At 63.0% G+C, this 22,453-nt stretch carries 19 protein-coding genes; 9 read left to right on the top strand and 10 right to left on the bottom strand.

Annotated features, from left to right (window positions below):
• The first annotated feature begins 52 nt into the window (after positions 1–52).
• The 3 genes from AAGS40_RS08685 to AAGS40_RS08675 all read left to right on the top strand — a co-directional run bounded on the left by AAGS40_RS08685 (position 53) and on the right by AAGS40_RS08675 (position 3,780).
• Positions 53–961 (top strand): hypothetical protein, encoded by a 909-nt coding sequence (locus AAGS40_RS08685; protein WP_345810879.1) that lies wholly within the window; start codon positions 53–55, stop codon positions 959–961.
• 259 nt (positions 962–1,220) lie between these two features.
• Positions 1,221–1,439: a DUF465 domain-containing protein gene (locus AAGS40_RS08680; RefSeq protein WP_345810878.1), complete on the top strand. Its 219-nt coding sequence runs from the start codon at positions 1,221–1,223 to the stop codon at positions 1,437–1,439.
• Positions 1,440–1,503: 64 nt separating this feature from the next.
• A complete protein-coding gene (locus AAGS40_RS08675; protein ID WP_345810877.1) occupies positions 1,504–3,780 on the top strand; it encodes an ATP-dependent DNA helicase in 2,277 nt (758 codons plus the stop codon).
• 239 nt (positions 3,781–4,019) lie between these two features.
• Here the strand turns inward: AAGS40_RS08675 and AAGS40_RS08670 are convergent, their stop codons facing one another.
• Both AAGS40_RS08670 and AAGS40_RS08665 read right to left on the bottom strand, forming a co-directional pair.
• Entirely contained in the window at positions 4,020–4,295 is a 276-nt protein-coding gene (locus AAGS40_RS08670) for a hypothetical protein (protein WP_345810876.1), read from the bottom strand.
• 228 nt (positions 4,296–4,523) lie between these two features.
• On the bottom strand, positions 4,524–5,804 hold the full coding sequence (locus AAGS40_RS08665) for a cupin domain-containing protein (RefSeq protein ID WP_345814325.1): 1,281 nt from the start codon (positions 5,802–5,804) through the stop codon (positions 4,524–4,526).
• 32 nt (positions 5,805–5,836) lie between these two features.
• On the opposite strand from AAGS40_RS08665, the gene AAGS40_RS08660 reads away from it, so the two are divergent.
• Positions 5,837–6,376 (top strand): peptidylprolyl isomerase, encoded by a 540-nt coding sequence (locus AAGS40_RS08660; RefSeq protein ID WP_345810875.1) that lies wholly within the window; start codon positions 5,837–5,839, stop codon positions 6,374–6,376.
• Here the strand turns inward: AAGS40_RS08660 and AAGS40_RS08655 are convergent.
• The 4 genes from AAGS40_RS08655 to AAGS40_RS08640 form a co-directional block, all read right to left on the bottom strand.
• Positions 6,356–7,708 (bottom strand): hypothetical protein, encoded by a 1,353-nt coding sequence (locus AAGS40_RS08655; protein WP_345814324.1) that lies wholly within the window; start codon positions 7,706–7,708, stop codon positions 6,356–6,358. The two genes, AAGS40_RS08660 and AAGS40_RS08655, sit on opposite strands and share 21 nt — an antisense overlap.
• Positions 7,709–7,913: 205 nt before the next feature.
• On the bottom strand, positions 7,914–10,601 hold the full coding sequence (gene mutS / locus AAGS40_RS08650; protein WP_345810874.1) for a DNA mismatch repair protein MutS: 2,688 nt from the start codon (positions 10,599–10,601) through the stop codon (positions 7,914–7,916).
• Positions 10,602–10,759: 158 nt separating this feature from the next.
• Positions 10,760–12,058 carry a lysophospholipid transporter LplT gene (gene lplT, locus AAGS40_RS08645; protein WP_345810872.1) on the bottom strand — a complete coding sequence of 433 codons (1,299 nt, stop codon included), beginning with the start codon at positions 12,056–12,058 and terminating at the stop codon, positions 10,760–10,762.
• A 208-nt stretch (positions 12,059–12,266) separates the two neighbouring features.
• Positions 12,267–13,070, bottom strand: a complete 804-nt coding sequence (locus tag AAGS40_RS08640; RefSeq protein ID WP_345810870.1) for an inositol monophosphatase family protein — start codon at positions 13,068–13,070, stop codon at positions 12,267–12,269.
• 372 nt (positions 13,071–13,442) lie between these two features.
• Here AAGS40_RS08640 and AAGS40_RS08635 point away from each other — a divergent pair, with 372 nt between their 5' ends.
• A complete protein-coding gene (locus tag AAGS40_RS08635) occupies positions 13,443–14,270 on the top strand; it encodes an RNA methyltransferase (RefSeq protein WP_345810869.1) in 828 nt (275 codons plus the stop codon).
• Positions 14,271–14,536: 266 nt separating this feature from the next.
• Entirely contained in the window at positions 14,537–15,556 is a 1,020-nt protein-coding gene (gene cysE / locus AAGS40_RS08630) for a serine O-acetyltransferase (protein ID WP_345810868.1), read from the top strand.
• A 95-nt stretch (positions 15,557–15,651) separates the two neighbouring features.
• On the opposite strand, the gene AAGS40_RS08625 is transcribed toward cysE, so the two are convergent.
• From AAGS40_RS08625 to AAGS40_RS08610, 4 genes are all read right to left on the bottom strand, one after another.
• A complete protein-coding gene (locus tag AAGS40_RS08625; protein WP_345810867.1) occupies positions 15,652–16,449 on the bottom strand; it encodes a UDP-2,3-diacylglucosamine diphosphatase in 798 nt (265 codons plus the stop codon).
• A 35-nt stretch (positions 16,450–16,484) separates the two neighbouring features.
• Entirely contained in the window at positions 16,485–16,979 is a 495-nt protein-coding gene (locus AAGS40_RS08620) for a peptidylprolyl isomerase (RefSeq protein ID WP_345810866.1), read from the bottom strand.
• 97 nt (positions 16,980–17,076) lie between these two features.
• Positions 17,077–17,658 (bottom strand): peptidylprolyl isomerase, encoded by a 582-nt coding sequence (locus AAGS40_RS08615; RefSeq protein WP_345810865.1) that lies wholly within the window; start codon positions 17,656–17,658, stop codon positions 17,077–17,079.
• A 46-nt stretch (positions 17,659–17,704) separates the two neighbouring features.
• On the bottom strand, positions 17,705–18,556 hold the full coding sequence (locus AAGS40_RS08610) for a tetratricopeptide repeat protein (protein ID WP_345810864.1): 852 nt from the start codon (positions 18,554–18,556) through the stop codon (positions 17,705–17,707).
• 264 nt (positions 18,557–18,820) lie between these two features.
• On the opposite strand from AAGS40_RS08610, the gene cysS reads away from it, so the two are divergent.
• The 3 genes from cysS to AAGS40_RS08595 all read left to right on the top strand — a co-directional run bounded on the left by cysS (position 18,821) and on the right by AAGS40_RS08595 (position 22,434).
• A complete protein-coding gene (gene cysS / locus AAGS40_RS08605) occupies positions 18,821–20,218 on the top strand; it encodes a cysteine--tRNA ligase (RefSeq protein WP_345810863.1) in 1,398 nt (465 codons plus the stop codon).
• A gap of 47 nt (positions 20,219–20,265) precedes the next feature.
• Positions 20,266–21,336, top strand: a complete 1,071-nt coding sequence (locus tag AAGS40_RS08600; protein ID WP_345810862.1) for a DNA repair protein — start codon at positions 20,266–20,268, stop codon at positions 21,334–21,336.
• A 126-nt stretch (positions 21,337–21,462) separates the two neighbouring features.
• Positions 21,463–22,434 carry an acetyl-CoA carboxylase carboxyltransferase subunit alpha gene (locus AAGS40_RS08595; protein WP_345810861.1) on the top strand — a complete coding sequence of 324 codons (972 nt, stop codon included), beginning with the start codon at positions 21,463–21,465 and terminating at the stop codon, positions 22,432–22,434.
• Positions 22,435–22,453: the final 19 nt, after the last annotated feature.

Genomic DNA, 22,453 nt, shown 5'->3' with positions numbered 1-22,453 from the left:
CTTGCGCCTGGCCCTTCGCGCGTCGAAACTGCTGCCATTTTTCGCAGCGTGCATGTCATGCATGATGGCTGTCGCATTGAGCGTCTGTGCTCCCGCTGCCGCTCAAACGGTGGCGCCCATTGCGGCGCGAGCGGCCACGCCGTCCGCACCGCCCCTGGCAGCGTCGGACGCAGCTTCGATTGGCGGCGCGGATACCGCGGGTGCCGCGGGCGTAGATAACGCCAGCAACGCCGCCGCGCTCGACAAATCGTTCGATGATCGTCAGAAAGTCCTGAATCGGCGCAGTGACGATAACAACTATCGGTACGCCGTCGCCGAACACGACTGCTACAGCAGATTTTTGGTCAACCACTGCCTGAACAAGGCGCGCGACGCGATGCGCGCCGAGCAGGCGGACATCCGCAAGGAGCAGTTGGCGCTCGACGGTGAGCAGCGGGTGCAACGTGCGCGCGAACGTGACCAGCAGGCCGCGATCAAACGCGCGCAGGAAGAGGCGGAAGCGCCGCAACGTGCCGCGGAAGATGCGCGCAACGCCCAGACATACCAGGACAAGCAACGGCAGCACGAGCTCGATCAGGCGCAGCGCAACGCTGAAGCGCCGCAACGCGCAGCGAACGCGCAGGCCTATCAGGACAAGCAGCGGCAACATGCGCTGGATCAGGCGCAGCGTGGCATCAGTCCGGCTCAGGCCGCCGCGAACCAGCAGGCGTACGATCAGAAGCAGGGCGACTTCCAGCGCAAGCTTGCCGAAGCGCGTGCCCAGGGCGCGCAGAAGGCGCAGGAGCGCGAGCAGAAGCAGCAGAGCTTCGAGAAGAAGCAGGCGGACGCCGCGCAACACAAGGCGGACGTGGAGGCGCGTCAGAAGCAGGCTGCGGATAAAGCCGAACAGAAGCGTCAGGATCAGTTGAAACAGCAGCAGGAACTCGAGCAGCAGCAGAAGCTGCAACAGCAGCAACAGTAAGGATGCTGCGCGCCGATCGTGCTTGGGCGTGCTTGAGCGTACCCGGGCGCGTGATGCCGCGGATGTTGAGCCGATGCGAAGCCGTTGCAAAAAACTGCCGCTGCGGCGAGCGCGCGTGGGCGCGCCGTGCTGTAATGGGTGCTCGGTATGGTCATACCGTCAAAGCTTGACCCGTAGTTGCCGTAACGCGTTTTAAGCCAGACAGCAACCTCAGGCATCGGCCGCATGCGTGGCCGGCCGTGGACGAGAGGAGGCGAGCATGCGCGATCAACATCACGTCATCAACGCGGACACGCTGCGCGACCGCATTCTGCAGCTGGAATCGGAACACAGCGGGCTCGATCGGCTGATCGACCGAATGTCGGACGAGCCCGGCATCGACGACTTCGAGTTGCAGCGCCTGAAAAAGCGCAAGCTCAAAGTCAAGGACACCATCATCTTGCTGCAATTGCAGCTCGAACCGGACGTACGCGCCTGAGTTCGCGGCCTGGCAGGCGCCGGGCGCGCGCTGCGCGAGCCGGACTTCGTAGGAAACGCTTGCCTTGAATTCACCGCTTTCACCGCTCGACCCATCGCCGCTCGCCGCAGCCAGCGAGACCACGGCAGCCGTCGCACCGGCGCCGCGCGCGTCGGCGTCCGGCTCGGCGCTTAGCGCGACATTGACTCCCCGTCGCGCCGCTGAACTCGACGAGATCTTCGCGGACAACGGCTTGCTGGCCCGTCAGATCGACGGCTATCGCTCGCGCGCGTCGCAGATCGAGATGTCGCGCGCCGTTGCGGCGGCCATGGAAGCCTCTGGCCGCGCAATGCCCGAGCCTGCGATGTTCGACGCGCAAAAGCGCCCGGCGCGTCGCATGTCGACGCAGCAAGGTACAGACACCGTGTCAGCCGGGACAGTGGAACAGGACGAATCGGGCGGCCTCGACGGCAGCGAGAACACGCTGATCGTCGAGGCGGGCACGGGCACCGGCAAGACCTATGCGTATCTCGTGCCGGCCATGCTGTGGGGCGGCAAGGTGATCGTGTCGACGGGTACCAAACACCTGCAGGATCAGCTCTTTCAGCGCGACATTCCAACCGTGCGCGACGCGTTGGCGGTGCCGGTCTCGGTCGCGATGCTCAAGGGGCGCGGGAATTACCTGTGCCATTACTATCTGCAACGCACCGCGGATAACGGGCGTCTGCCGTCGCGCCAGGAAACCTCGTATCTGCAGGACATCGTGCGCTTTGCGAAGATCACGCGCACGGGCGATAAAGCCGAACTCGCGAGCGTGCCGGAAACGGCGGCCGTGTGGTCGATGGTCACGTCCACGCGCGAAAACTGCCTTGGCCAGGAGTGCCCGCACTATAAGGACTGCTTCGTCATGCAGGCACGGCGCGAGGCGCAGCAGGCCGATATCGTCGTAGTCAATCACCACCTGTTCTTCGCGGACATCATGTTGCGCGATACCGGCATGGCCGAGCTGCTGCCCACCGCGAACACGATCATTTTCGACGAAGCCCATCAGCTGCCGGAAACGGCCACGCTCTTTTTCGGCGAGACGCTTTCCACCACGCAGTTTCTCGAGCTGGCCCGCGATTCGGTCGCCGAAGGTCTCGGGCATGCGCGCGAGGCAGTCGACTGGGTCAAGCTCGGTGCCACGCTCGAGCGCGCCGCGCGCGATGTGCGTCTCGCGTTCAGGGAGGATTCGGTGAGGTTGTCGATCGGTCAGTTGCCGGACGACCACGCGCTCTTTCCCGCGCTCGTAACACTGGAAACCGAACTCGACGCGCTGACGTCCGCATTGTCGGCCCAGGCCGAGCGTGCCGAATCCCTTGGCGCATGCTTGCGCCGCGCGCGCGAACTGCAGGGCGTGCTGGCTGGCTGGACTACGCCGCCGACCGGGGCCGAGCGTGAAGCCGCGAACGCGGCTGGGCCGGAGGGCAAGGTTGAGCGCGCCGATCCGAATGAGAAGGTGCGCTGGATCGAAGTCTTTTCGCACACCGTTCAGTTGCATGAAACGCCGTTGTCGGTTGCACCGATATTCGCGAAGCAGCGCGCCGGTGTGCCGCGCGCGTGGATCTTCACGTCGGCCACGTTGTCGGTGCGCGGCGACTTCACGCATTACGCGGCGCAAATGGGTCTGAACGCCAAACGTTCGATGACGCTGCCCAGTCCGTTCGACTACCCGACGCAAGGGTTGCTTTACGTGCCGCGTAATCTGCCGCAGCCGTCGTCGCCGATGTTCACCGACGCCGTGTTCGACGCGGCGTTGCCGGCGATTGAAGCCTCAGGTGGCGGTGTCTTCATGTTGTGCACGACGCTGCGTGCGGTCGATCGTATCGCCGCGAAGTTGCGCGATGTGATCGAAGCACGCGGCTGGGATTATCCGCTGCTCGTGCAGGGCGACGCGAGCCGCACGGAACTGCTCGACCGCTTCCGCTCGTATGGCAATGCGATTCTCGTGGGCAGCCAGAGCTTCTGGGAAGGCGTGGACGTGCGCGGTGACGCGCTCTCGCTGGTGGTCATCGACAAGCTGCCGTTTGCGCCACCTGACGACCCCGTGCTATCCGCGCGACTCGACGCGCTGACGAAGAAAGGGTTGAGCCCGTTCGCAGTTCATCAGTTGCCGCAAGCGGTGATTACGTTGAAGCAGGGTGCCGGGCGTCTGATTCGCGCGGAGACCGATCGAGGCGTGCTGATGATCTGCGATACGCGCCTTGTCGACAAACCGTATGGCCGTCGTATCTGGCAGAGCTTGCCGCCGTTTAAACGCACCCGTGAAATTGAAGTCGTGCGGGAGTTCTTTGAAGAGAATTCAACGCCGCCGGCTGGCTAGGTTTTTCGCGGGCGTGCTCGCGCGGTTATCTGCGTGTAATGCATTAATGATCCGCCATGTAATCTACAGGGACATGCACAGCGGGGTGGAAAGCCGTTAAAAGTAATTGCGCCGTTGAAAAACGGCGCATGAATGACAAAACGCCACGGATGTGAATCCGTGGCGTTTTGTTAACTGCATCAGTAATCGCAACGATTCCCGATGCAGTTTTCGCCCAGAGGCGAACCCTACGCGACAGCTTACTGGCTTGCGCCCGAAGCCGGAGCAGCAGCCGAAGCCGATGCGTCCGAAGCAGCAGCGCCTGCGTCCGAAGCAGCAGCCGAAGCCGAAGCAGCAGCGTCGCTCGCAGCAGCAGCAGCACCCGAAGCAGCCATCGCCGAATCCGAAGCTGCAGCAGCCGGTGCCGAAGCAGCAGCTGCGTCGCTAGCCGGGGCAGCGGCCTGGTCGTTGCTCTTGTTGCAAGCAGCCAGTGCCACAGCTGCCAACAGGGATGCTACGAGGAGGGATTTCTTCATGATCACGTCCTTTTATGGTTTAAAGGTAAGCAACAGCGCAAAATAATACCGGTAATGTGCTCCAACACCGACCTGGGCCGCTGGTGGAGACGCTCATTCGACGAGCTGGAATCTTCCCTACGGCTTGGGCGGAAATTATATGCACTTTCGTACTGACAATCCATAAATCCGGGGTCAATACGTTGTCTTTCTCATACAAAATTTCAACGTACGGTATAGCAGGCAGAGTTATGCAAACTCGCCCACTTGTATCCAGCCCGCACAATACCACTCGTGTAGCAGTGCTGTCACCGACGAATCGTGCGATAGTGTTACAAAGCGTTTCGCACTCAAAGAGCGATGATCCGCGAGGTCAAACAACCATTTCTTTGCACCGTTGATCAATGTTTCCTCTCCATTTACGAAGAAAAAACGCCGGTTGTACAACAGATTAGTCTTGCGGTCGAGTCGAATACCTTGCCGCGACGCCTGGGTGATGAAACGCGCTTCATTGAGCGGTCTTTGCGGCGGATCAAATACGACACTCGGCTTTGGCTCGCTGAGATACGTACCAAGGAACGACGCAATGTCTGGCTCTTTCCACTTGATGGCAGCAAGGATCGCGCCAACCCTCTGAACTAATGCATCTGGCAATTCCGCAGGATGCTCGACGGCGGGTTGCTGCGGATCGCGATACAGCGCGCTTGCTTTACTCGTCGACTCGCCGCGCTCGGCAAGATGGTAGAGGAACTGCGCGGTCAGCTCGCTCGCCGAAGGCGCGCGAAACCCGATCGAACAGGTCATGCATTCGCCTTCCGCCACCCCGTCGTGCGCAATGTGCGGCGGCAGATAGAGCATGTCGCCGGGCTCGAGCAGCCACTCCTCTTCGGGCTCGAAATTCTGTAAAACTTTCAATGGCAGTCCGGGCTCCAGCGTCAGATCTTTTTGCGAACTGATACGCCAGCGTCGCTTGCCTTTGACCTGCAGCAAAAAGACGTCGTAGGAATCGAAATGCGGACCGACGCCGCCGCCGTCGGTTGCATACGAAATCATCAGGTCGTCGAGGCGCGCGTCCGGCACGAAACGAAAGCGGTCGAGCAGTGCGCGCGCGCGATCGTCGTACAGATCCACACCCTGCACGAGCAGCGTCCATGCACGCTGTTTCACGGACGGCAATTCGTCCGGCGCGAACGGTCCATGCTCGAGTTGCCACCGGTTGCGAAAGTGCGTGATGAGGCGCGCTTCGACTTCTTCCTGATCGGCAAGCTCGAAAAATGCTTCGCGTGAAAGCGGCGCTTCGACGTCGGGAATGGCCTGGCGAATCAGCAACGGCTTCTTTTGCCAGTACCGGCGCATGAATTGCGACGGCGTGATACCGCCGAGCAATGCGGTAGGTGTGTCGGGCGCGGGGGGCAGGGTGGCAGCGGGAGCAGGCGAGGCGGCCGTAGCGCGCAGAGCAGGCTTTGAAGCCGGCGACGAATTCCGGGCGGAAGCCTGATCGGCCAGGTGGTCAGTGGGCCGCTTGGGCATCGTATAATGTGAGTTGTATTCTGGAGAGTCGAATGAAAATCGCAAAGAACACCGTCGTGTCGGTCGCCTACAAGCTGTCGGATGCACAGGGCAATCTGATTGAAGAGAGCGACGAGCCGATGGTCTATCTGCACGGCGGCTATGATGGCACGTTCCCCAAGATCGAGGAAGAGCTCGACGGCCACGAGGCCGGCTTCGAGACCCAGATCCAGCTCGAGCCGCAAGACGCGTTCGGTGAGTACGACCCTGACCTCGTCAAGATTGAGCCGCGCAATCGCTTCCCGGAACCGCTCGAGATCGGCATGCAGTTCGAAGGTACGCCGGAAGAGGGCGACGAAGATCTCGACTCGCTCGTCTACGTCGTGACCGACGTGGCGGAAGACAAAGTCGTGCTCGACGGCAACCATCCGCTCGCCGGCATGGCGCTGCGTTTCGCGCTCACGGTAAAAGACGTACGCCCGGCTACCGAGGACGAAATCCAGCACGAGCACGCGCATGGTGCCGACGGCCTCGAAGTCCTGGATGAAGACGACGAAGCCGAGGACGACAACTCAGGGCCCACGCTGCACTGAGCTTGCCGGCGCGCCGGGAGCGCCCGAAGTCGAAGCGCCCGGCGTACCCGGCAGCGCATTCGGGCTGGCCGGTCCCGCAGTCGCGGGTCCATACCCGCCGCCGCCCTGGTCGGCGGGTATGCGTGGTTGCTGATCCATGCGCAACTGGTCGAGTTCCTGCTGGTCCGTTTGCGGCTGGCGAGGCGCCTGCAGGAGCGGCGGCAACTCTGAAGCGGTGCCTGGCAACGGCGCAGCCGGCATCGAAGCAGCCGGCTCGCCGGGCGACCCGCCGGCCGGCGTAGTGGGCAACGGCATCTGTTTCGGTACATCGCGCACACTTACGCGAAATGGCGGTTTCCTGTTCAGGTCCGCTTCAATCTGAATCCACTGGTTGAGCCGGTCATGCGGCGCGAGCGCGATACGCGTGAGATTGGCCACGAGCACGCCCTTGTCATTGCGTAATGGCTGATCGATCGTAAAGCCGCCTTTCGCGCGCTCGTCGTCGCAATGAATGACGAGCACGGGTCCGTGATAGATCTCCGCCAGCTTCACCAGGCTGCGCTTGAATTCCAGAAAGCCGTCGCGCCGGGTATTGCGGCCAAAGCGTAGCCATGCGAAACGATCCGGGCGTTCGTAGCGTTCCGGGTCCGGGTCACCCTGAATGAACACGACAACGGCGCGCGCGTCGCGGCGCTTCGCATATTCACCCGCGTGTTCGAGCCAGAACGCGTTGGCGATCACGCGATCTTCGAATTCGCCATTACGGCCGCCCGCGGTCAGATAGTGATTGTTTGGGCTCGGGGCGTTCAGTCCTACGAACACCGTGTCGTTCGCCTGCCATCGAACATTTTCGCGAAACGGACGAAAGCGCGACACTTCGCTTTCGCGCGTCAATGCGATCGGATTCTGACCCATCGAGTTCGAGTCGGCAAAGAGCGTTTGACGCAGCTGGTCGAGCCTCTCCACGGGATCGAACGCTCCAGCTTCCGTTGTGCCGCAATCGGCCCAGTCGTGCTGACCCGGAATGAAGAACAGCGCGGGTCGCGACGTTTCCAGCAGCGCATGCCGGCGGTCATAGAGCGTGTCACGGCACGCTTCTTTTGCGCCCTTCAGGTTGCCGTCGTAGACGATGAACGCAACGTTGCGTTCACGACCGATCGCATCGAGCAGGCGCTGAGTCGGCGCTTCGTCGGCGGAGCTTTGCATCGTGCCTGCGATGACCGCGAAAGCATACCGCGCGGACTGCGCTGGCCCCTGCGCGAAGGCCGGTGACGTGAATGCAATAAGCACGGTAAGCACGGCAAGAAACAGCGCGACGCAACGAGCAAGCGGCCGTGCAAAGAAAGAAGCGATGGAAGAGGCGGCGGATGAAACGGTAGCAGAAGCGACGGAGGAGGCAACCAGAAAAACGGCGCGGAAAGCAACGCAAAAAGCAACGCTAAAAGCAACGGATAAAGAGGCAACCGGACAAGTAGCGTGCGCCACGCCGTCCGCGAGCGCGGAGATAAAGGTCAGCCCCGCACGAACCCTGCGCGGGCGCTGCACGGGTCGGTGCGCGTCAATGATCCGCATCCGGCGCGGCGGCCAGCTCGTGCAGCTCGTACAGGAGGTCGAGCGCTTCACGCGGACGCAGTTCGTTCGGATCGATGGCGCGCAGACGTTCGGCAAGTGCCTGCATCGCCGGCGACAATGCTGCGTTTTGCGCTTTGCCGTCACGCTCGTCGTCCGTGTCTTCCAGCAGCATGGGCATGGGCGGCGCGAACAGATCGAGCTGCGGTGCAGGTTGCGCCGCGGACTGCTGTTCGAGGTGCGCGAGGTGCTTGCGGGCCGCGCGGATAACCGCGTTCGGCACGCCCGCCAGTTGTGCAACCTGAAGACCGTAGCTCTGGTTCGCCGGCCCTTCGTTGACGGCGTGCAGGAATACGATTCCGTGCCCATGCTCGACCGCCGACAAATGCACGTTCGCCGCGTGAGCAAACTCCGTGGGCAACTGCGTCAGTTCGAAATAATGGGTCGCGAAAAGCGTGTGGCAGCCATTGTGCGACAGCAGATGACGTGCAATTGCCCACGCGAGCGCGAGACCGTCGAATGTCGACGTACCGCGGCCGATTTCATCCATGAGCACGAGGCTTTGCGGCGTGGCGTCATTCAGAATGGCCGCAGCTTCCGTCATCTCGACCATGAAGGTGGAGCGGCCGCCAGCCAGGTCGTCGGCCGCGCCGATCCGCGTGAAGATGCGGTCGATCGGGCCGAACGCGGCGCGCCGTGCGGGCACATAGCTGCCCACGTACGCGAGTAGCGCGATCAACGCGGTCTGTCGCATGAACGTGGATTTGCCGCCCATGTTCGGGCCGGTGATCAGCAGCAGTTTGCGCTCGGCGGTGAGCGTGCAGTCGTTGGCGATGAACTGCTCGACCTGAGCCTCCACCACCGGATGACGCCCCTGTTCGATTTCGATCCCGGCGTCTGGCGAGAACGACGGCGCAACCCAGTCGAGCGCACGCGCACGTTCGGCAAACGCGGCCAGCAGATCGAGTTCGGCAAGCGCCGCGGCGACTCGCTGGCAGTCGGGAATGAACGGCAGCAGCGCCTGCAGCAACGCGTCGTAGAGCGAGCGCTCGCGTGCCAGCGCTCGCTCCTGGGCAGAGAGCGCCTTGTCCTCGAACGCCTTCAGTTCCGGCGTGATGTAGCGCTCGGCGTTTTTCAGCGTTTGACGGCGGCGGTAGTCGTCGGGCACCTTGTCCGTCTGGCCGCGCGTGACTTCGATATAGAAGCCGTGCACCTTGTTGTATTCGACGCGCAGATTGCCGATACCGGTGCGCGCCCGTTCGCGCGTTTCGAGGTCGATCAGGAACTGCCCGCAGTTCTCCGAAATATCCCGCAGTTCGTCGAGTTCCGCGTCGTAGCCGCGCGCGATGACGCCGCCGTCGCGCACCATGGCGGCCGGCTCCGGCGCGACCGCGCGTTGCAGCAGGTCGACGCACTCGTGCGGCGGTTCCAGCGAAGCGTCAATACGCGCAAGCGAATCGGCGTTGGCCGACACGCCCGCGAGTTGCGTGCGCAATTCGGGCAGCGCAATGAACGTATCGCGCAGGCTCGACAGGTCGCGCGGGCGGGCCGACAGCAGTGCGAGACGTCCGGTAATCCGTTCGATATCCGAAATCTGCCGCAGCGCGCCGCGCAATGAGTCGGCATCCGCACCCGGCGGCGCGTCGAGCAGTGCGCCGATGGCCTGTTGACGGGCCTGGGCCACTCTGGCTTCGCGCGGCGGATGATGCAGCCAGTGACGCAGCAACCGGCTGCCCATGGTCGTGCAGCATGTATCGAGCAATGAGCACAGCGTAGGCGACTCGGTGCCGCGCAGTGTTTCGGTCAGTTCGAGATTGCGTCGCGTGGCGGGGTCGAGCCCAATATATTCCGATTCATATTCGACCTTCAGGCTACGCACGTGACGCAGTTGCTGGCCCTGGGTGGCCGCTGCGTAAAGCAGCAATGCGCCGGCCGCGCCGCATGCGCAGGTCAGCGAATGCGCGCCGAAACCGTCCAGACCCGCGACTTCGAGCTGGTCGCACAAGCGCTGCGTGCCCGACGTCACGTCGAAGTGCCAGACCGGCACGCGTGTGAGCGCGCCTGCGTTCACGGGTGGCGCCCAGCTTGCCGAATCGGACGGCGTGTCGGCCACGAGAATTTCGGCGGGGCGAATCCGCTCCAGCGCAGCGGCGACCTGATCGGGTGCAACTTCCGCGAGGCGCAGCGCGCCGCTCGCCAGATTCAGCCACGCCAGCCCGACGCCCGTGGCGACGCCCCGCCGGTTGTGCGCAACACACAGCGCCATCAGGTACACGTCGTTCTTGTCGGACAGCAGCGCGGCGTCCGTCAGCGTGCCGGGCGTGACCACCCGCACCACCTTGCGCTCGACCGGTCCTTTCGACGTAGCCGGGTCGCCGATCTGCTCGCAGATCGCAACCGATTCGCCAAGCTTGACCAGTTTGGCCAGATACTGTTCGACTGCATGATGCGGCACGCCCGCCATCTTGATGGGATTGCCCGCCGACGCGCCGCGCTGCGTGAGGGTCAGATCGAGCAGGCGCGCGGCCTTTTCCGCATCTTCGAAGAAGAGTTCGTAGAAGTCGCCCATCCGGTAGAACACCAGCGTGCCCGGATGCTCCGCCTTGATGCGCAGATACTGCTGCATCATGGGGGTGTGTTGTGCGACGTCGCTGGCCGCTGCGGTTTGAATGCCCATCCTCAGTATCTTCTGCGAAAGCTGTACAGGGCGTGAGTTTAACCCGCCGACACAGCGAGCGGACCCTGGCCGGATGGCCAACGATCATCGCGCCGTCAGCCGGCGCTCATACGTGAGCTGGCATGCACGCCGCCGCGTCAGGCCGCGCGGCAAACGCGTCATTCTTCGACCATCGCGCGCATGTCGACGGTACGCGCGTTGACCGCGCTGCGCCGTTTCGCAAGCCACATCATGAACGTGATGAAGCTGCCGAACACGACGATGATCCACTGTGCCGGCATCTTCGCCGTGAGCAGCAGCGCATACGCGCCGAGCATCAGCAGCACCGCGAGATTCTGGTTGAAATTTTGCACCGCGATCGAGTGGCCGGCTGACAGCAGCGTCGCGCCGCGATGCTGGAGAATTGCGTTCATCGGCACGATGAAAAAGCCGGACAGCGCGCCGAGCACAATCATCAGCGGGTACGCGAGCAGAATGTAGATCGGCGCCACGTAGGAGCCGATGTGGATGCCCGCGCCGGCCGGGAACAGGTCCTTGTTGTAGAACGCCATGGCGATCGCTACGGCGCCCGTCAGGATGCCCACCGGCAGCACGCGCAGCGAACTGCGCAGCGGGACGAGCGCGGCGGCCGCCGCCGCGCCGACCGCAATGCCCAGCCCCGTTACGCCCTGCATGACCGCAGCCTTCGAAAGCGACAGCCCGAGATTGACGTTGGCCCACTTCAGCACCAGCAACTGCAGCGTGACCGCGCCGCCCCACATCAGCGTGGTGACCCACAGCGCGATCTGCGCGAGCTTGTCGGCCCACAGCACGTTAAAGCAGTGATAGAAGTCGCCGACGAGCTGCTTCGGCTCGGTGAGACGGTTCGGGTAACGTGCGCCGGTGTCGGGAATGAAGATGTTGATCACGGCGGCAATCGCGTAGGTCACCATCACCGCGAACATTGCCAGATCGGCGGACGAGCGGATCAGCGGCAGGTGGGCATGCGCGACGAATTTGTCGGCGAATGTACTGATCAGCGCGCCGCCCACCATCGTGCCGACGATCGTCGAGAGCACCGTCGCCGATTCGAGCCACGCGTTTGCCTTCACGAGTTTTTCCGCCGGCAACAGCTCGGTGAGAATGCCGTACTTCGCGGGCGAATAGGCCGCTGCGCCGAAGCCCACCACGCCATATGCAATCATCGGATGAACGCCGCAGATCATCATCAGGCAGCCGATTGCTTTCAGCGCGTTCGACACGAACATCACGTGGCGTTTTTGCAGCGCGTCCGCGAATGCGCCGACGAAGGGCGCGAGCAGCACGTAGGAGACGGTAAAGAAGATCTGCAGCAGCGGCGTGACCCAGGCCGCTGAGTGGATCACGGAGAGCAAGGCGATGGCCGCGATCAGCAAGGCATTGTCTGCCAGCGACGAGATGAACTGCGCCGCGATGATTGTGTAGAAGCCTTTTTTCATGAAGCGGATCGGAAGCTGCGCGCGACAGGAGCGCGAAGCAGGGCGCAGCGAAATCGCGCGAAACGCAGCCGGCAATCGAGCACGCCAGCGCGGCATCCCGCTTTGTAGCACGAACCCACGCGCGATGCAGGCCATGCATGCAAAAAGCGGCCGAAGCCGCTTTTCGTCAGGCTACGTCCCGCTACGGCAAAACGCCGGAGCCCGACGTTCAAGCCGATTGCTGGCGTGTGCGGCTGTAGCGCGACAGGATCGGCACCATCTGCGCGTAGACTTTCGGGTTGGCCGCGACGATCTCGCCAATGTGCAGGAAGTCCGAGTCGCCCGTGTAATTGCCGACAAGACCGCCGGCTTCCGTGATCAGCAGACTGCCCGCGGCGACATCCCACGCGTTCAGGCCCTGCTCGAAGAAACCGTCCATGCGGCCGGCAGCCACGTTCGCGAGGTCGAGTGCAGCGGCGCCCGGGCGGCGCAGGCCGGCACAGGCTTCGGTCATTTCCGCGAAGAGGCGGCCGTACGCGTCGAGGCCGTCTTTTTCGCGGAACGGGAAGCCGGTGCCGATCAGGCCGTCGGCGAGACGGTCGCGCTTGGCGACGCGAATGCGCCGGTCATTCAGGAATGCGCCGCGGCCGCGCGACGCGGTGAACAGATCGTTGCGGGTCGGATCGTAGACCACGGCCTGGGTGACGATGCCCTTATGGGCCAGCGCGATCGACACGCAGTAGTACTGGAAGCCGTGAATGAAATTGGTGGTGCCGTCGAGCGGATCGATGATCCACTGGTATTCGGAGTTGTTGTCCGACTGACCGGATTCTTCTGCGAGAATCGCGTGATCGGGGTAGGCGGTCTTCAGCGTATCGATGATGGCTGCTTCAGACGCTTTGTCGACCTCCGTGACGAAATCATTGTGCTGTTTCTTGCTGATCTGGATCAGATCGAGATCGAGCGACGCGCGGTTGATGATCTGTGCTGCACGGCGCGCGGCCTTCACAGCGATATTGAGCATGGGATGCATGAAACTGGATCCTTGTGCCGGGGCAGCACGGCTGCTGGCCGGTAAATGAGCGCAAAGCTGCGCTGATTGTGCGCCACGGGACGGGCGCGGAAACAGCACGGAACGCTGACCCGACGCAAGGCAGGAAGCCATGACCGAGCGCGCATTCCGCCGACGGAGACGAATTGGATAAGAACGAGGCGCCGGATTGATCAACGGTGAAAACCGGACGCGAATGCGCGTATTTTACCTGAGTCCGGGCGCCGCGCGCAGCGATTACCAGCGCCCGCACGCGCTGTCGCCCACCCATGAGCGCGGCGCGCCTCCGCCCTTCGGTCGGCGCGGGCGCGAGTTGGCGCTACCATACGCGTTTATTTGCCGGCAGGACCCATCGTGGACCGCAATCACCATTCTTCCGATTCAGCCGTGGCCGAAGTGCACCGTGGCTTCACTTCCACGCGCTTCGTGCTCGTCGAGCCGAGTCATCCGGGCAATGTCGGTGCCGCCGCGCGTGCGCTCAAGACCATGGGCTTTTCGCGTCTCGTGCTGGTGTCGCCGCGCGTGCCGCAGGTGCAATCCGATCCGGAAGCGATCGCCATGGCGAGCGGCGCCGACGACGTGCTGGCTTGCGCGCAAGTCGTGCCGACGCTTGCCGATGCGCTGAACGGGGTGCACTGGTCGATTGCGCTGACGGCGCGTCTGCGTGAATACGGGCCGCCGCAATGGACGCCGCGCGCGGCCTCCGGTGTCGCTCGCGACGAAGCAATGCACGGCGAAATCGCGCTGGTGTTCGGCAACGAGCGAACCGGGCTTTCCAACGAGGACGTCGAACGCTGCAGTGCGTTGGCACATATACCGGCGAATCCCGCCTATAGCTCGCTCAATCTCGCCCAGGCGGTGCAGGTGCTGGCGTATGAGTTGCGCACCGCGTTCGTTGCCGGCGAAGCCGTGGACGCGGCCCCTGTTGCCGCACCGCCACTGGCGACGCAGGGTGAACCGGCCGGCCCGCGCGCCGCGAGCGATGAAATCGAGAGCATGTTCGCGCATCTGGAAAGCGCGCTGGTGGCGCTCGACTTTCTCGACCCCGCCAACCCGAAAAAGCTGATGTCGCGCCTCAGGCGTTTGTTCGCGCGCTCGGGACTCGAGCGCGAAGAGGTGAACATCGTGCGCGGAATAGCCAGGCACATTCTGCTGAAGACAAAGCGCGGCGGCGGGGACTGACTCTCTAATCATGGCGCCCGCTGCGTGCGTTGCGCTGATGCGCACACCACACGCGAAGCCGCGCGCGAAGCGCGGCTCGCTCATCGCGCGACGCGCGTCATATCCGCAACCTTGCGGCCAGCGTGGGCATCCGGCAGCTTGCGCATAATCGACCTACAATCCCCGAAACGTTCTAAGCAAAGCTGCCGCGCAGATATGCGGCAGGCAAACGCCGTCACGGATCTTCGCATTCGTGCGGCCTCGTCCCCGCCCATACCGTCCCTGCCATGTTCACGAGAATTCGCGAAGACATTGCCACGATACGCGAGCGCGATCCCGCCGCTCGCAGCGCCTGGGAAGTGCTGACGTGCTATCCGGGGCTTCACGCGCTCGTACTGCATCGGTTCGCACATGCGTGCTGGCAGGCGAAGCGCCGCTGGCTCGCGCGTGTCGTCTCGCAGATGGCGCGCTTCATGACCGGCATCGAGATTCATCCGGGCGCAACCGTCGGCCGGCGCGTATTCATCGATCACGGTATGGGGGTGGTGATCGGCGAAACCGCGCAGATCGGTGACGACTGCACGATCTATCAGGGCGTGACGCTCGGTGGCACGTCGCTCACGCGCGGCGCGAAGCGGCATCCCACACTGGAGCGCGGCGTGATCGTCGGGGCAGGGGCCAAGGTGCTCGGCGGCTTTACGATCGGCGCGGATGCAAAGATCGGCTCGAATGCGGTGGTGACGAAGCCGGTGCCCGCACGCGGTACGGCAGTGGGTAATCCAGCGCGAATCATCGTGCCGGCGGCTTCGGTTGAGAGTTCATTTGCAGGTGCCGATGCGGCGATGACGCCGGCAGCGAATCGGGTTGCGCGCCCATCGACAAATGCTGCAGCCAACACGGCGGCAGACACGTCTGCGAGCGCGTCTGCAAGCGCGTATGCAAGCCCGCCTGCAAGCACCGCGGCAAAGCAGGCAAATACGTCAGGCAAACCGGACACAGCGGAATGCGCGGCCATTGCAACCGCTGCCAGCGGCGTAACGCGGGATGCGAAGCGCGGCTCCGACACCAGCGGATTCTGTGCGTACGGCATCACGCCGAATGCCGACGATCCGGTGTCTCTCGCGATCCACGGACTGATCGACCATGCGGCCAGTCAATCGAGACGGATCGACGAGATCGTCGACGCGCTCGAGCGGCTCGGCACGAGTCTCGAAGGTCTGCAAGGTGCGGATGCGGCGTTGCTCGACCTGCGTCGCCTGTCGGCAGCCATCGCCGGGAAAGTGGAAGGCGCAGCGGCCGGCCATTAGGTGAGCGGCGGCCGGCGTTCCTTCGGCGTCTTCCTTCGACGTCGTTTGCGATCGGCGCAAGGCGGTGCCGGCATTCCTTCGGCAGCGAGCCGCGCTCAGCCGAGCGGCAGCGCCCGAATGCCTTCGGCGTCGATTCGCAGATAACCGCCACGGCGCTCGCCGTGGTCGAGTTCCCAGTCGGGCAGCACCCAGCGCGTGCCGCCCGGTTCACGATGCCGCGCGGGACGATGCGTGTGGCCGTGAATGATCGTCGCCGTCTTCGACGCCTTGAACAGTTTCGCAATGGCTGAGGCCGTTACGTCGTATTTCGATGAAACCGGACGCGCGCGCCCCTGTTCGCTTTTCGAGCGCATGTTCTCCGCGAGCTTGCGGCGCCACCGGTAAGGCCACGCGAGAAACAGCGACTGCGCCGCGCGGTTGCGCGCAAAGCGCCGGAATGTCTGGTAGCCGCGGTCGGCGGTGCACAGCGCGTCGCCATGCGCGAGTGCGATACGCGTGCCGAATGCGGTGATCACGAAAGGGTCGGGCAGCCAGATTGCACCGGCGGCGCGCATGAAGCGCTTGCCCATCAGAAAGTCGCGGTTGCCGTGCATGATATAGAGCGCGATGCCGCGCTCGGACAGCGTGTGCAATAGCGCCGCCATGCGTGCGACGAAAGGCTCGACCAGCATGTCGTCGCCGATCCAGTACTCGAACAGATCGCCGAGAATGAATACGGAGTCTGCCTGCTCGGCAGTGACGCGGATGAAATGCTCGAACGCGGCAACCGTGTGAGGGATCGCCTCGCTCAGATGAATGTCGGAGAGGAAAAAAAACGGGCGTGCGGCGTGCGGGCGTTTGCCCTCGCCAGGCACGCCCGCGGCGACGCTTCGCAGCGGCGTTTCTTGAAGCATCGAAGGTGCCTGATTCCGGTTCGAACGGTTCGCCCTTAGTCGACGATCACAGCCTTTTCGATCACGACGTCGTCGACCGGCACGTCCTGATGGAAGCCCTTCGAACCCGTCTTGACCTTGCGGATCTTCTCGACGATATCGAGACCTTCGACCACCTTGCCGAACACGGCGTAGCCCCAGCCTTGCGGCGTCGGCGACGAGTGGTTCAGGAAGTCGTTGTCGTTCACGTTGATGAAAAATTGCGCGGTTGCCGAGTGCGGGTCGTTCGTGCGTGCCATGGCGACCGAGCCGTTCACGTTCTTCAGACCGTTGTTCGCTTCGTTGTCGATCGGCGCGGATGTCGGCTTCTGCTTCATGCCCGGCTCGAAGCCGCCGCCCTGAATCATGAAGCCGTCGATCACGCGGTGGAACACCGTGTTGTCGTAGTGGCCGGCCTTCACGTAGTTGAGGAAGTTCTCAACCGACTTCGGCGCTTTTTCGGCGTCCAGTTCGAGTTTGATGACGCCGTGGTTCGTGTGCAGTTCAACCATGATGGAATCCTTTGATGAACAGAGTGGATAAAAGGCACGGCGAGTCGCCAGTCATGCTGAACGACGGACCGCGCCGGGGCGTGGTTGCTGGTGCGGGTTACTTGCCGACCACCGTGGCCGACTCGATCACGATGGGCTTTTGCGGCACGTCGCTCATCGGGCCGCGCGACGTGGTAGGCGTGGCTTCGATCTTCTTCACGACGTCCATTCCGCTCGTGACCTTGCCGAATACCGCGTAGCCGTTGCCGTCCGGATTCGGATAGTCGAGGCCGGCATTGTCCACCGTATTGATGAAGAATTGCGCGGTGGCCGAATTCGGATCGCTCGTGCGCGCCATGGCGAGCGTGCCGACCGTGTTCTTCAGACCGTTACGGCTTTCGAGCGGAATCGGCGCGCGCGTGGGCTTCTCGGCATAGTTTTGCGTATAGCCTCCGCCCTGGATCATGAAGCCCGGAATCACGCGATGAAAAATCGTGCCGCTGTACTGGCCAGACTTCACGTACTCGAGAAAGTTGGCGACGGACTTCGGCGCCTTCTCAGGGTACAACTCCACGCGGATGTCACCTTCCGATGTTTTGAGCAGGACGGACGGATGCGCGGCTTGCGAACCGGACTGGGCAAAAGCGGGTGCGTTTGCGATCAGGGCGGCGCTGCCGAGCGCCAACATCAACCATTTCATGAAGATCCTCGGGGTGGAAAAATACGGGGTGTCGAAATGCCTGACGTTATTTCGACGGCGCCATATAAGGCGGCATGGCGAGTGAACCATTCGCGCCGCCGTACTGGAAGCTCGGCGTTTGCGTCATGTTCGGCATGCTGCGTTGCGTGGACTCGTCCGGTGTGGTGGACGCTTTCTTCACGGCCGGGCGCGCCGCGGCCGGCGTGATGATCTTCTGGATGTCCGCGAGCCGCTGCGTGGTGGTGGCGCTGGCCTTGCCCATGCCTTGCGCGCGTCGATAAGCCTCGTCTGCCAGGCGCAGATACAGGTCGCCGAGATTCTCGTAGGCGAGGCCATAGTTCGGATTCACCCTGGTGGCCGTTTCGAGCGCCGCGCGTGCTTCGTCGTAACGGCCGTGCTTCGCGTACAGCGCGGCGAGGTTGTTATAGGGCTCGGGCAATTCGGGGTAGAGCTGCGTGAGTTCGGTGAAGGCGGCGATTGCTTCGTCGTCGCGATTCAGGTGCGCGAGCACCGTGCCGCGCTTGAACTTCGCCTGGGCATCGCGCGGATTCGACGCGATGCGCGCGTCGAGCTGCGTGAGCGACGCCTGCCAGTTCCTCTGTTCGATCGACGCGTCGATCTCCGGCGTGTTGTCGCGCACGGCCGGCCCTTGCGGCATGTTCGCGGCTTTTTGCGCGAAGGCCGGACCGGCAGTCATGACCGCGAGGGCCAGCGCGAGGCTCACGCATGTGGGTCTCGTGAACCCCTTGAGCCCCGCTGCAAGGCTACGGCGAACATCCTGTTTGACGGGGCTGCTCATGCCGGTGCGGACGCCGGCGCCGGTGCCGCCGCATGCGGCGCTCAAGGCCGTCGCGGCGAGGGTCGCAGCGCTGCGCGCGCGGCCGCTGGAAGGTTTCATAGGCTCGGGTCTGGATGTTATACTCCGACCCATTCTAACAAAAGGTCTGCGCGTTCCGTCGAACCGCAAACTGTCTTTTCGCCACTCGTGGTCGTCTCCGCCATGATCGCAGCCTGACCGCCGCACCCGTTGCACCGGTTTGCTGCTGTATGCAATGCCGCCGTTGTCCTGCTCTGACCTTGCTGTCGTTGTGCCAGGGTTGTATCAGGTCGGGGCGCGCACGAAACACATTGCGGATTTCTTTCGACCCACGCACCGCTCTCTATGGAATCACTGCGCATCTACAACACGCTCGCGCGTGAAAAGCAAACTTTCGTGCCGCTGCGGGAAGGCGTCGTGCGGATGTACGTCTGTGGGATGACCGTGTACGACTATTGTCACGTCGGTCACGCGCGGGTGATGGTCGTGTTCGACATCGTGCAGCGCTGGTTGCGTACGCTCGGCTACGAGGTGACCTACGTGCGCAACATCACGGATATCGACGACAAGATCATCCGTCGCGCAGTGGAGAACGGCGAGACGATCAAGGCGCTGACCGATCGCTTCATCAATGCGCTGCATGAAGATGCGGACGCGCTCGGCATCGAGCGGCCCGACCTCGAACCGCGCGCGACCGATTACATTGCGCAGATGCTCGGCATGATCGAGCAGCTCGAAGCGAACGGTTACGCGTACCAGGCGGCCGATGGCGACGTCAATTACGCAGTGCGCAAATTCGCGGGCTACGGCAAGCTGTCGGGCAAGTCGCTCGAAGACCTGCGCGCGGGCGAGCGCGTCGCGGCGAACGACGCCAAGCAGGACCCGCTCGACTTCGTGTTGTGGAAGCAGGCGAAGCCCGACGAACCCGCCGATACCGGCTGGAATTCGAAATATGGGCGCGGGCGTCCGGGTTGGCACATTGAGTGCTCGGCAATGGGCTGCACATTGCTCGGCGAGCATTTCGACATTCATGGCGGCGGCCAGGATCTGCAGTTTCCGCACCATGAAAACGAGATTGCCCAAAGTGAAGCCGCTACCGGTCAAACGTTCGTCAATTACTGGATGCACAACGGCTATGTGCAGATCGACAATGAGAAGATGTCGAAGTCGTTGAACAACTTCTTTACCATCCGCGAAGTATTGGCGCAGTACGATGCCGAAGTCGTGCGTTTTTTCATTGCGCGCGCGCATTACCGTTCGCCGCTGAACTACAGCAATGTGCATATCGACGACGCCCGCAACGCACTCGCGCGTCTTTACACCGCGCTGAAAGATGTCGCGCCGGACACCGCGGAACTCGACTGGAACGAAGCGCACGCGCAGCGTTTCCAGGCAGCCATGAACGACGACTTCAACACGCCGGTTGCGGTGTCGGTGTTGTTCGAACTCGCCAGTGAAGTAAATCGCACGCGTGACGCCGGGCTGGCCCGTCAGTTGCGTTCATTGGGCGCGGTGATCGGCCTGCTCGAACGTGAGCCGCGTGCATACCTGCAACGGGCAGCGGGGCCAGCGGCCGTCGGCGCGCTCGAGCCCGCCGCGATCGAAGAGAAGATCGCCGCGCGCGTGGCCGCCAAGCAGGCGAAGGACTACGCGGCAGCGGACCGGATCCGGGCTGAATTGCTCGAGGCCGGCGTTGCACTTGAAGACAAACCCGGCGGGTTGACCGAGTGGCGGCGCGTGTGAGCGCACCTCGAGCTTCCCTTTGATCGACTCGCCAGGCAGGAGGCAGGATGGCAACGGCCACGAAGACGCCGGCTAAACGAGCCACGTCTCAGACAAAGTCGGCGGAAACGCCGGCTCGCGCAGGCAGCGGCGCGGTGAAGAAAGCATCGTCTAAAGCCACCGGGGCGGCGGCAAAGCGTGCGAACGGTGCGTCGAGCGCGAAGGGTGTGAACGGCGCAAAGGTTGCGGCGAAAAAAGCCACGGTCAAACGTGCGCTCAACGGCGCGTCCGCACATGCACCCGAAGTGAAGCGCGTGAAGAAGCCGTCACGTACAAAAGCGAATGGCGCATTGCCGGCCGAACTCGCCGATGACGTGCAGGAACTCGCACGCGTCACGGCCGAGGGTCACGAGGGCGAAGTCGTGCGCAAAACGCGGGCGTCGTCAGGTGCCGGCGGGGAAGCGGCGAGCGCGACCGAAGTCGCGGTGCCCGTGCAGATTGGCGGACTCACACCTGAAGTCACGCGCCCCGCCTATTGGGACAAAGCGTGTGCGGATCTCGTCAAGCGTGATCGCATTCTGAAAAAGCTGATTCCGAAATTTGGTCCCGTGCATCTGCTCAGTCGTGGCGATCCGTTCGTCACGCTCGCGCGGTCGGTGGTCGGTCAGCAGATTTCGGTCGCGTCCGCGCAGGCCGTGTGGGCGAAAGTCGAAAGCGCGTGTCCTAAGCTCGTGCCGCAGCAGTTCATCAAGCTCGGTCAGGAGAAACTTACCGCGTGCGGCCTGTCCAAACGCAAGGCGGAATATGTGCTCGATCTGGCCGAGCATTTCGTGTCGGGCGCATTGCACGTCGGCAAGTGGACGTCGATGGAAGACGAGGCGGTAATCGCCGAACTCACGCAGATTCGCGGCATCGGCCGCTGGACCGCGGAGATGTTCCTGATCTTCAATCTGTCGCGGCCCGACGTGCTGCCGCTCGACGACCTCGGCCTGATCCGCGCGATCAGCGTCAACTATTTCAGTGGCGAGCCGGTCACGCGCAGCGAAGCGCGGGAAGTCGCGGCAAACTGGGAGCCGTGGCGCACCGTCGCCACCTGGTACATGTGGCGTAGTCTCGATCCGTTGCCGGTCGACTACTGAACAAGACAAAAAGCGGGCCGTTCTGCAAACTATTGATTCATGAGATTTGATAGTTTCGGGACGGTTTTGACATCGGCGAGCGCGGTTAGAATACGCGCTGCCGGTTAGTCCAAGGAATTACAACCAATGAAGACCACCTTTCTGGATTTCGAACAGCCGATCGCTGAACTCGAAGCAAAGATCGAAGAATTGCGCTTCGTGCAGGACGATTCGGCCGTCGATATTTCGGAAGAGATCGAGCGGCTGTCCAAGAAAAGCCAACAGCTGACAAAAGATCTGTACGCGAACCTCACGCCGTGGCAGGTTTCGCAAATCGCCCGTCATCCGCAGCGCCCTTACACGTTCGACTACGTGAGCGAGCTGTTCACCGACTTCCATGAGTTGCATGGCGACCGCAGTTATGCGGACGACCTGTCGATCGTCGGCGGCCTCGCGCGTTTCAATGGCCAGGCGTGCATGGTCATTGGCCATCAGAAAGGCCGTGATACGAAGGAGCGTGCGCTACGCAACTTCGGCATGCCGCGTCCTGAGGGCTATCGTAAAGCCGAGCGGCTGATGCGCCTCGCCGAAAAGTTCAACCTGCCGATCTTCACGTTCATCGACACGCCGGGCGCGTATCCGGGCATCGGCGCGGAAGAGCGCGGGCAGTCCGAAGCGATCGGCCGCAATCTGTATGTGATGGCGGAACTGAAAACGCCGCTGATCGCCACGATCATCGGTGAAGGGGGCTCGGGCGGCGCGCTGGCAATCGCAGTGGGCGATACGGTGCTGATGCTGCAGTTCTCCACGTACTCGGTGATTTCGCCTGAAGGCTGCGCGTCGATTCTGTGGAAGAGCGCCGCGAAAGCGCCGGAAGCGGCAGAAGCGCTCGGCCTCACCGCGCATCGTCTGAAGGCGCTGGGCTTGATCGACAAGATCGTCAACGAGCCGCTCGGTGGCGCACATCGTGATCCGAAGGGCATGGCCGCGATGCTGCGCCGTGCGCTGGCCGACTCGCTGCGTCAGTTCCAGGGCATGAGCATCAACGACCTGCGTCAACGCCGTTTCGAACGGTTGATGGCGTACGGCAAGTTCAAGGAAACGACGCCCGGCGCGTAAGCGCTTGCGCGTTTATCTT

The sequence above is a fragment of the Paraburkholderia sp. PREW-6R genome (genome assembly GCF_039621805.1).
Lineage (GTDB): Bacteria > Pseudomonadota > Gammaproteobacteria > Burkholderiales > Burkholderiaceae > Paraburkholderia.
This window is presented reverse-complemented; position numbering and strand designations above follow the sequence as displayed.